We start from the raw sequence: 10256 nt of genomic DNA, 5'->3' as shown, positions 1-10256 counted from the left end.
GCCATACGGTTCTGCTCCTCAATAATGTGGGGCAGTGACCAGGTCAGGAGGTTGCCTTCTTCTATAACCACGCGACCATTGATAATACTCCAGGCCACTTTGGGTGGGGTGCAGAACACCAGTGATGCCAGGGAATCGCTCTGGCCGCCGGCCATTGCGATGTCGTCAGTGCGGAAAGCGACAATGTCTGCACAATAACCCACCTGAATCCGGCCCAGGGCGTCGCCCCGCCCCAGCACTTCGGCGCCGCCCCGGGTGGCAATCTTCAGCGCTTCCCGAGCGGTCATGGCGCCGGGGTTCTGGTCGCGTACCCGGGCGGACAGCATCGCCAGCCTGGCTTCGTCCAGCAGGTTGCCGCTGTCGTTGGAGGCACTGCCGTCCACACCGAGACCTACCTTTACCCCCGCATCCAGCATCCTGCCCACTGGCGCAACGCCGGAGGCCAGTCGCATGTTGGAGCAGGGGCAGTGAGCAACGCCGGTGCCAGTGCGGGCGAACAGGGCGATGCCGGGCTCGTCCAGGTGCACGCAGTGGGCATGCCAGACATCGTCGCCCACCCAGCCCACGTCCTCGGTGAATTCCGTGGGTGTCATGCCGTAGCGCTCCTTGCTGAATGCCACATCCTTCCAATTCTCAGCGGTATGGGTGTGCAGGCCCACTTTGAGGGATCGGGCCATGGTGGCCGCCTCCCGCATCAGATCCGTGGTCACGGTAAACGGTGAGCAGGGTGCCAGTGCGACCCGCACCATGGAGTCGGGGCTGTAGTCATGGTGGGCCTCCACCACCCGCTGCATGTCCTTCAGGATGGCACCCTCATCCGCTTCCACCAACGCATCCGGCGGTAGTCCGCCCTGGCTCTGGCCCAAGCTCATGGCGCCGCGGGCACCGTGGAAGCGGATGCCCATCTCGTTGGCGGCCTGCACGCTATCGTCCAGGGTGATGCCATTGACGTGCAGGTAAGCGTGGTCCGCCGCCGTGGTGCAGCCGGACAGCATCAGCTCCGCCATGGCGGTGCGGCTGGCGGCCCGCTGCATGCCTGGGGTGATGTTGCGCCACACCGGAAACAGCGCGCTGAGCCAGTCGAACAGCTCACCGTTCTGGGCGGAGGGGAGCGCCCGGGTCAGGGACTGGAACATATGGTGGTGGGTGTTGATCAGCCCTGGTATTACCACATGGCCGGTCAGGTCGACGATTCGGTCAGCCTCGTCCGGGCATTCTTTCATTGGGCCAACGGCTTCAATCCGGTTGTCCCGAATCAGGATAAATCCGTTGTCTATCTCACGCTGGTCATCGTTCATGGTGGCGATAACACTGGCGTTCTTCAGTAATAGTGTTTGTGTCATTGGTGGCATGCTCTCGTTCCGGGGCATTGATGCGTTTGCTCCATGCAAGAGTGGTGCCTAGACGGCTATGAAAAATGCTGACTTAATGGTCATTAAAATAACTTTTGCACCTGATTGAAGCACGGAAGTCTGGTTATGGCACCTTTAAATGGCGTATTTGGCGTAGTTGAGAGATGGCATACCCGTTGCCAATAACCTGACCAATTGGCTAATAAAGTCTGGTGAGCAACAGGAGAAATCATGGCGGACAAGGTGCAGGGGATGCCGGTTATCGATTTCGGGCCATTTCTTGAAGGGGCCGAGGTGGAACAGCGCGCGGTTGCTGACCAGATGCGGCAGGCGAGCCGGGAATGGGGCTTTTTCTACCTGGCCCATTGCGGCATGCCTGCAGACCGGCTGGCTCAGACCTTTGCGACGTCGAAGGATTTCTTCGCACTGCCGACGGAGGAGAAACAGGCAGTGGCCTGGCAAAACGCAGAGAGCAATCGTGGCTACGTGGGCATCAGGCGGGAACGTCTCGATCCGTCCCGTCCCGGTGACCTGAAGGAGGCATTCAACCTGGCGCCGGACCAGTCGGAGCCGGGCGCCCATAAAAACCTGTGGCCGGCGGCGCCCCCACACTTCAAGGCGGTCATGAATGGCTTTCTTGATGAGTGTATCCATACGGCGGACCGGGTCCTGGAGGCCTTTGCCCTGGCTCTGGATCAACCCGTGGACTTTTTCGTGGACGCTCATAATCGTCACCACCATACCCTGCGTTTGCTCCACTACCCGCCGTTACCGGAAGGCTTCCAACCCCATGACGGCGAAAGCCGGGCCGGCGCCCACACCGACTACGGCAGCATTACGCTGCTGTTCCAGGATGAAGTAGGGGGGCTTGAGGTGCGCACCCGTGCTGGCGAATGGATCCGTGCGACGCCGATTCCCGGCACCGTAGTGGTCAACACGGGTGACCTGATGCACCGGTGGACCAATCACGTATTCTGCTCCACGCCCCATCGGGTGAATGTAGCGCCGGAGCATTGCCACCGGGACCGCTACTCCATTGCTTTTTTCTGCCACCCCAACAAAGACGCGAAGATCACCTGCATCGATAGCTGTACCACGGCGGAGAATCCGCCAATCTACGATTCCATCACTGCGGGGCAACACCTGCACGAAAAGCTCACCGACACCTACGGGGCGTGAGCCCCTATTCAGAGGATGTGACCATGAAGCGATTAAAGACACTGGCAGCGGGACTGACCCTGTCCATAGGCGCAATTTCGGGTTTTGCCCAGGCCGAAGAGCTGACGCCGGTCAGCGTGGCGACCACCTGGTATGCCCAGGCCGAACACGGAGGAATATATGCAGCCAAGGCCATGGGAATCTATGAAGACCATGGCCTGGACGTGACCATCAAGATGGGCGGCCCGCAAGTCAATAATGTCCAGTTGCTGATGGGTGGTTCGGTGGACTTCATCATGGGATACGCCCTGCAATCATTGAATGCGGTGAGCGAGGATATCCCCTTGGTCACCGTGGCGGCCTTTTTCCAGAAGGATCCCCAGTCGCTGGTGGTGCACACCGGTGTCGGCCACGACTCGTTGGAGGACCTCGAGGGCAAGTCCATGCGCGTGCCCACCGCGGGCCGGGTGGCCTACTGGCCCTGGCTAAAAACCGAGTACGGTTATACTGACGACCAGTTGCAGGCCTACGATTACAGCTTTGCGCCGTTTATCCAGAATGATCAGACAATCCAGCAGGGCTATGTTACTAATGACGGTTTCTTTCTGGAGCAGGCGGGGGTCGAGGGTAAGAGCCTGTTGCTGGCCGACTATGGCTGGGAGGCCTATTCGGCGACTCTTGATACAACCAGTGACATGATGAAGGAAAACCCGGAAATCGTGCAGAAGATGGTTGCGGCCACCGCAGAGGGTTGGGAAGCCTACTTCGAAAACCCGGAACCAGCCAACGCCTTGATCAAGGAAGACAACCCGGAAATGCAGGACGAGTTGCTGGCCTATAGCCACGCCAAAATGCAGGAAGAAGGCATCCTGTTGTCGGGCGCGGCAAAGGGTGGCCAGTATGGCATGATGACCCGTGAGCGCTGGCAGGCCTTCTTCGAGGACATGGTTGCGGCAGGCACCTTGCCAGAGAACCTGGATTGGGAAAAAGCGTTTGATCTTGGCTTCGTGGAAGAGGTTTACGCTGACTGATCCGCTGTCAGGTTAACCCCAAAGGGCGGCTCTGGAGGCCGCCCTTTTCTCCGGTTCAATAGAAGAGCAAGGTCAGAACGCGCCCTGCCATAAAGCGTTGAGGATGTTTGCTATGGTTTGCGGCGCCGCTACTTGCGGCACATGGCAGGTAAGTAGCGGGCCTTCGATATCCTGCAATTGCCTCATCAGATCAGCGACGCATCTGCCAAGTGAGGCTTCCAACGGATCCCCCAGGCGTGGTCCGCAGCCAGCTAGGTCTGGTGCCAGCACCTGGAAGCCTTGCTGCTCAAGATAGGGGGTTATGGCGTCCCACACCCAGCCACCAGCCCATGCGCCGTGGACAAGCACTGCGGTTTTTTCCTGATAAGTGCGCGCCTCAGGCATAGGTCCTCTGGTACATCTCCATAAGATGGGCCTCCACAGTGGTGGGTGGGTAATGGGGTTGATCGCCATCAGCGAGGCACAACGACAGGCAGGAGACTTCGTGGTCCGGATTGCCACTGTAGAAAAATGGTACTGAATAGCGTTCCGCTCCCGAGGTGTTGATTACACGATGCAGAGTTGAGCGGTAGCGATCGTTGGTCCAGCGGGCAATCATGTCGCCCATGTTGACGACAAAGGTGCCGGGTATCGGGTTGGCATTGAGCCATTCCTCGTTGTTGGCCTCCCAGACCTGCAATCCAGGGTTGTCGTCCAGGAGCAGGATGGTGACGCCACCAAAATCCGTATGAGCCCCACAGCCTTTTTCCCCGGGAGAAGGGTTGGGTGGCTGTGGAGGATAGTGGAGCAGCCGCAGGGTAGACATTGGCTGATGGCAGAAGTCCTCAAAGAAGTCTTGTGGCAGGTCCAGTGACAGTGCCAGCGCTTGCATGATGTGATCACTGAGCTCATTCATGGCCTCGAAATATTCCGTCATGGTGTCCCTGAATGTCGGCAGCTCCGTCGGCCACTGGTTAGGCCCCTGGTTGAATCGCCCCGCCTGCACCCGCGGATCCGTCCCATCCAGTTCTTCCCCGATGTAGAAGCCTTCTTTCAGATCCGGTGGGCTGCCCGGCTCCAGTGTCTGGCTCTTGAGTGGTTCGTAGCCACGGTTAGCGTGAGAGTGGGCCTTGTGAATAGCCTTTTTCTGCTCTTCCGGCAAGTCGAAGAGGGCCCGGGATTCCCGGAAAATCCGGTCGATCAACTCATCGGGGATGCCATGATCGCTAATGTAGAAAAAGCCCGTGTGAAGGCAGGCCTCTTCCAGAGAGCGGGCGAGAGTGTCCTGGTCCTGGTCGCTTCCCCGTAACAGGGACAGGTTGATCACGGGCAGCGCTGCCCTCGCATAGGTGGTGCTCATGGTATGTCTCCAACTCACTGATTCTGGCTTGTCCAGATGATCAGTAATTCACAAAGTATGCCAGCGCTACAGGAAGGTATGTCAGGGGTGATGCCACGATAACTTTGGGCTACGCCTGTTCGGGAACCCTCACTTGCGGGCGAAGTGCAGCTTTATATCGGGGCCCGTTGTATTTTTATGCACTGGATTCGGGCGCATCGTCATGGTCCCGCCGGGAATGGCTCTATCAGCAAACGAGGGCTCAATTGGGTGTTTTTTCAAGCGGATGGGGGAATGTATGCCGGAGGAACTCAAGCTGGCCTGGCCTTTGCTTACTTTGTGTAAAACCTGACCATGTGATCAGTAAAGTGTGCGGATATGTGCAGACGGCGCATACCGGGCGAGGCGGGGCACAACCAGGCTCAATGAGGACGTCATCATGAATGAAAGCCGCGTCACAATCGTAGTGGACTCCCGGTACGGCAGCACACTGGCTCTGGCAAAAGCCATTGCCGGAGGCGTGCGCAGCGAAGATGCCGAGGTTCGTCTTTGCCGTGTGAGAATTGATGAACCGGAGTTCAGTGTGGATACACAAAGGGATGACTTCCTCGCCGCGCAGGCAGAATACCGCGATCTGCCAAGGGCCAGTGCCGCTGACTTGGAATGGGCCGGGGGTATCCTGTGGGGTTCTCCCACCCGTTACGGCCTGATGAGCACTCCCTTGCGGGCGTTTATTGATGAAGTGGCACCGTTATGGCGACAGGGTGCATTGATCGGCAAGGTGGGGGCGGCTTTCACGTCTACCGGGGGCATGCATTCCGGTAATGAGATGACACTGCTGTCGCTGCTGTTGCCATTCATGCAGCACGGCATGGTGTTGGCGGGTGTTCCCCATAGCGTGCCGGAACTGGTGTGTACTACCAAGGGCGGCTCACCCTACGGTGCCTCGGTCGTTACTGGCTTTGACGGAACCCTTGGTGTAGATCAGCACGAACTGGCTATCGCTCGTGCTTTGGGTGCCAGGGTCGCCCGCCTGGCACGCTCGATCGAGCCGGAGCCGTCCTCGGTGGAGTTGGCGGCCTATTCGAAGTAAATATTAGCGTATGTCCGCGAATGTTTTTTGGAAGTGTTGCGTTGTCCTTTGTTGCCGCCTTCGGGCGGTTTTTTTGTGTCTGGTCCGGTGACTGGTCAGCTGTGCGCTTTGGGCGAAACCGGTGCAGGTCGACAGGAACTGGCTCACCCTAGTGCATCCACGGTGTTATGCATGATTTTTAATGCACTGAAATATAAAAATTTTTTCTTGATCAGGTGAGTGGCACGGCCGTTGCTTTTAAAAACCTGAACAAATGGTCAATTAAAGGTCGACATCGGTCGTCGGTACTTACAGGAGAAATTCAATGGCTCAAAGAAAACTGGTAGCCCTTAGCGGCTCAATCATGATGGCTGGCCTGGTGGCTCTGACGCCCGTGTCTGCCAAAGAACTGGATAAGGTGGTCTTTGGCACTAACTGGTACGCACAGGCCGAGCACGGAGGTTTCTACCAGGCGCTGGCGACAGGGTTGTATGAGGATTACGGGCTGGACGTGGAAATCAAAATGGGCGGCCCCCAGGTTAACGGCACCCAACTGCTGGTTACTGGACGCTACGACCTGTTAATGGGTTATCCCATTGGCAATATTAACGCAGTCGAAAAAGAGCTGCCCGTGATGACAGTAGCCGCGTCCATGCAGGGTGACCCGCAAGCGCTGATTGCACACCCGCACGTGGAGTCTATCGAGCAAATCAGGGAAGACGAACTGCCGGTCTACGTCGCTACCTTTGCCCACTCTACTTTCTGGCCGTGGCTGAAGGCGGAATACGGGTTCGAGGATGACGTGGTCAATGCCTATACATTTAGCGTGGCGCCCTTCCTCAATGACAAGGACATTGTTCAGCAGGGTTACCTGTCTTCCGAGCCCTTTGCTATCCGCAAAGGAGGTATCGAGCCCAACGTCTTTCTGTTGTCGGACTACGGCTACCCTCCTTATGCCACCACCATCGAAACCACTACCGACATGATCGAGGAGCGCCCGGATGTGGTGAAGCGTTTTGTGCAAGCGAGCATGGAGGGCTGGAAACGCTACCTGGAAAACCCGGAGCCGGGTAACGAATTGATCAGGGAACAGAACCCGGAAATGACGCCGGAGCAAATTGCCTACGGAATTGAAAAGATGAAGGAGTACCAGTTGGTGACCGGCGGTGATGCTCAGACCATGGGTATCGGTGTCATGACTGAGGAGCGGTGGCAGAAGATTAAGGACTTCATGGTAGAGGCGGACCTTGCATCGGAAGATCTGGACCTGAGCGATGTCTACACCCTGGAGTTCCTGCCCGAAGAGCCGGTAATGCCTTAAGTGCCGATATGATCAACATCCTGATGCCGGCCGGGTGAAAAATTACCGGTCGTTCCCGGAGAAAGCACTATGAAAGCTACCAAGGTAACCCCCCTTAACCCGGCGCCGGAGCAGCAAACCCCGACTGAGTACGCCCGTGTGGTGGCAAAGCGACCCGTCCTTGAGGTGGAAGATGTTAACAAAATCTATGGCAACGGCACCGTAGCCTTGAAAGGTGCCGACCTGGAGGTGCGACAGGGCGAATTTGTAAGCCTGTTGGGCCCGTCTGGCTGCGGCAAGAGCACGCTTCTGCGCATTATGGCAGGCCTGGGTGACGTAACCACTGGCTCCGTGAAATGGTGGGAACAGGAATACGATGTAGTGGGCAGTAAGGGCCGCAAGCTGGCCTTCGTTTTTCAGAATGCCACCCTAATGCCCTGGGCCCGGGTCCGTAAGAACGTACGCTTGCCCCTGGATCTTGAGCATGCCGGTAAGTCGCAGGAGGTAGACCAGAAAATTGACGATGCACTGAACCTGGTTGGGCTTAAGGGCTTTGACACCAGTTTTCCGAGGGAGTTGTCCGGCGGCATGCAGATGCGCGCTTCCATCGCGCGCGCCATGATCACGGAGCCGAACCTGCTGCTGATGGACGAGCCTTTCGGAGCGCTGGATGAGATGACACGCAACAAACTGAACGACGATGTGCTCAAGCTATGGGAAGAGAAAGGCTGGACCATCGTTTTCGTGACCCACAGCGTGTATGAGGCGGTCTATCTGTCCAGCAGGGTGGTAGTGATGGCGGCCCGCCCGGGACGGATCGTGGATGATATCACCATTGATGAGCCGTATCCGAGGTCGCCGGACTTCCGTGTTTCCACAGAATTCGCTGGCTACTGTCGGCAGGTATCCCAGGCCCTGGAGCGTGCCAGCGTCATGGGTGAAGATCGCGAGGAGAACCAGCAATGAAACGCCCCCTTATCCGCAATGAGCGGTTCGTGCAAATTGCCGCCCCTGTAACAGTCGGAGTTTTGGTGCTGATGTTGTGGCAGCTCACCGTGGTGGGGTTTGATGTGCCCAAGTACATCGTGCCCAGCCCGGTAGATATTGGCCATTCTCTTGTGAACGACTTTTCTTCTCTGTTCAACGGCCTGTTGATGACGCTAAAGATTACCTTACTGGCCTTTGCGATTGCGGTGATCCTCGGCGTGGCGGCTTCATTGCTGTTCGTCCAAAGCAAATGGATCGAAATCAGCCTCTTTCCTTACGCTGTATTGATGCAAGTGACCCCTGTCGTTGCCATTGCGCCACTGATCATTATCTGGGTCAACGACACCACATGGGCACTGACTATTTGCGCTGTGATCGTAGCCATATTCCCTATTATCTCCAATACTACCCTGGGCCTACGTAGTGTCGATCCGAATCTGTTGAGTATGTTTCGAATGTACAGGGCGAGTCGCTGGGAGGAGCTTGTGCGGCTGAGAATACCAGGTGCACTGCCGTACTTCTTCGGTGGCCTTCGCATCAGTTCTGGCCTGGCTCTGATTGGTGCAGTTGTGGCGGAGTTTGTGGCTGGCACCGGTGGCGCGAGAGCGGGGCTTGCCTACATGATCCTCCAGTCCGGCTACAATCTTCAGATTCCCAAGATGTTCGCAGCCCTGATTCTGATTACTCTGACAGGCATTGCGCTTTTTGCGCTTATGGTCTGGATGTCCGACAGAGCCTTGAGAAACTGGCATGAAAGTGCGTTGAAGGTTGAGCATTGACCATGCCCCGGCCGACGGTAGCGGTGGCCGCGACAAATACTGTTTACGCCTGGCGCAGCGGCTATTTGTTACTTGCGTTTACCGCCCTGACCTGGGGTATCAATTTTCCGATCATGAAGATGGGCCTGGGCTACAGTCCTCCTCTGCTGTATACCACTCTGCGGATGATCCTCGGCACAATTACTATGTTTGTCATTGCCCGGTTCCTTGGGATCCTGCGGATACCTCACAGAACTGATATTCCTGTGGTGATCTCTGTGGGTCTTTTGCAGAATATGGGCTTTATTACTCTGGTTACCATCGGCATGCAGTTCATGCCCGCGGGTCGGGCCGCTATCCTGGCCTATACCTCGCCCATTTGGGTGGTGCCCGCAGCAGCAATATTCCTGGGTGAGCGGTTTACGTTGCCCAGGGCTTTCGGGACTGGTCTTGGGTTGGCAGGCCTGATGGCTATTTTCAACCCCCTGACCATTGATTGGTACGCTCCCTGTACGCTGATGGGGGGCGGGCTTATCTTGCTGGCCACTCTACTGTGGACGACAGGGCTGATACATGTCCGCAGACACAAGTGGCACGGGGATGTGCTTTCACTGATTCCCTGGCAGTTACTGTCATCGGTCTTTCTGCTCATACCGCTGTCACTGCTACTCGAGGATGCATCCAGTATTCGCTGGGAGCCGGCGTTCCTCGTGAATATTTTTGTTAGTGGTGCGCTGGCCTCAGGTGTCTGCGTTGCGGCTCAAGTGGGGGCAATACGCTCGTTGCCGGCAGTGACCATGTCCCTCAGTTCCGCGGCAGTGCCAGCAGTGGGGCTAGTATCGTCAGCGATAATTTTGGGAGAGCGTCCGGGCAACACCGATATCCTGGGCTTCTGTCTGATTGGGCTCGGAATTCTGCTGGTCGGGTTGGCAGATTGGCGGCATGCCCGATTCCTGGCTTCCAGAGTCCGTGTCGATAAATGCCGTCATTGACCCATTTCGAGAAACGGGCTGAAGCGTCCCGCCGTAGCCAAATTCAGCAAGAATGATGCGGCCTCTCTCTATGGTCAGCGGGCAGGACCCATAACCTAAATACGCTGCGGTTAGTGGGTGATCATGAAACCAATGCACAACATTCTGGGCAACAACCGGCGCTTGCTTTCTCACCGCCCACCATGGTCAAGCCTGGCTGATAATCGTGAGTTTCGCTGGGATCAATAACCGCAATATCCAAGTCTGCCTGGCGTTTAAACAGGCTTGAAGCGGTCGCAATGCCGCCTG

10 protein-coding genes and 1 pseudogene are annotated in these 10256 nt (G+C 57.0%); 7 read left to right on the top strand and 4 right to left on the bottom strand.

All coding sequences use genetic code 11. The features are described 5' to 3' along the window. Window positions 1–1343: 8-oxoguanine deaminase (locus ACESMB_RS13280; protein ID WP_372971779.1), on the bottom strand; the 1343-nt coding region annotated here is incomplete at its 3' end. Window positions 1344–1583: 240 nt separating this feature from the next. Here ACESMB_RS13280 and ACESMB_RS13275 point away from each other — a divergent pair. Together ACESMB_RS13275 and ACESMB_RS13270 are read left to right on the top strand one after the other, a co-directional pair. Further along, the gene (locus tag ACESMB_RS13275) at window positions 1584–2531 is read left to right on the top strand and encodes an isopenicillin N synthase family dioxygenase (protein WP_372971778.1); all 948 of its coding nucleotides are present in this window, start codon (window positions 1584–1586) and stop codon (window positions 2529–2531) included. Window positions 2532–2554: 23 nt separating this feature from the next. Then, complete coding sequence (locus ACESMB_RS13270; RefSeq protein ID WP_372971777.1) at window positions 2555–3541, top strand: ABC transporter substrate-binding protein; 987 nt, start codon at window positions 2555–2557, stop codon at window positions 3539–3541. 72 nt (window positions 3542–3613) lie between these two features. Here the strand turns inward: ACESMB_RS13270 and ACESMB_RS13265 are convergent, their stop codons facing one another. Both ACESMB_RS13265 and ACESMB_RS13260 read right to left on the bottom strand, forming a co-directional pair. Further along, entirely contained in the window at window positions 3614–3925 is a 312-nt protein-coding gene (locus tag ACESMB_RS13265; protein ID WP_372971776.1) for an alpha/beta fold hydrolase, read from the bottom strand. After that, a complete protein-coding gene (locus ACESMB_RS13260; RefSeq protein WP_372971775.1) occupies window positions 3918–4880 on the bottom strand; it encodes an isopenicillin N synthase family dioxygenase in 963 nt (320 codons plus the stop codon). Before ACESMB_RS13260 ends, ACESMB_RS13265 begins: the two co-directional genes overlap by 8 nt. Before the next feature lie 418 nt (window positions 4881–5298). On the opposite strand from ACESMB_RS13260, the gene wrbA reads away from it, so the two are divergent. The 5 genes from wrbA to ACESMB_RS13235 all read left to right on the top strand — a co-directional run bounded on the left by wrbA (window position 5299) and on the right by ACESMB_RS13235 (window position 9968). After that, window positions 5299–5952 carry an NAD(P)H:quinone oxidoreductase gene (gene wrbA, locus ACESMB_RS13255; protein ID WP_372971774.1) on the top strand — a complete coding sequence of 218 codons (654 nt, stop codon included), beginning with the start codon at window positions 5299–5301 and terminating at the stop codon, window positions 5950–5952. Window positions 5953–6256: 304 nt separating this feature from the next. Further along, entirely contained in the window at window positions 6257–7252 is a 996-nt protein-coding gene (locus ACESMB_RS13250; protein ID WP_372971773.1) for an ABC transporter substrate-binding protein, read from the top strand. 69 nt (window positions 7253–7321) lie between these two features. Beyond that, the gene (locus ACESMB_RS13245; RefSeq protein WP_372971772.1) at window positions 7322–8197 is read left to right on the top strand and encodes an ABC transporter ATP-binding protein; all 876 of its coding nucleotides are present in this window, start codon (window positions 7322–7324) and stop codon (window positions 8195–8197) included. Between the two features lie 29 nt (window positions 8198–8226). Continuing rightward, window positions 8227–8997, top strand: coding sequence for an ABC transporter permease (locus ACESMB_RS13240; protein ID WP_372971771.1), 771 nt, complete (start codon window positions 8227–8229; stop codon window positions 8995–8997). 2 nt (window positions 8998–8999) lie between these two features. After that, the gene (locus ACESMB_RS13235; RefSeq protein WP_372971770.1) at window positions 9000–9968 is read left to right on the top strand and encodes a DMT family transporter; all 969 of its coding nucleotides are present in this window, start codon (window positions 9000–9002) and stop codon (window positions 9966–9968) included. Here the strand turns inward: ACESMB_RS13235 and ACESMB_RS13230 are convergent. Then, window positions 9958–10145 (bottom strand): annotated as a pseudogene (locus tag ACESMB_RS13230) (pyridine nucleotide-disulfide oxidoreductase); the annotation flags it as partial. The gene ACESMB_RS13235 and the pseudogene ACESMB_RS13230 sit on opposite strands and share 11 nt — an antisense overlap. Window positions 10146–10256: the final 111 nt, after the last annotated feature.

Origin of the sequence: Marinobacter sp., assembly GCF_041686475.1 — a bacterium.
Lineage (GTDB): Bacteria > Pseudomonadota > Gammaproteobacteria > Pseudomonadales > Oleiphilaceae > Marinobacter.
Note: the sequence above shows the minus strand (reverse complement) of the source record. Positions and strands in the feature narration are given on the sequence as shown.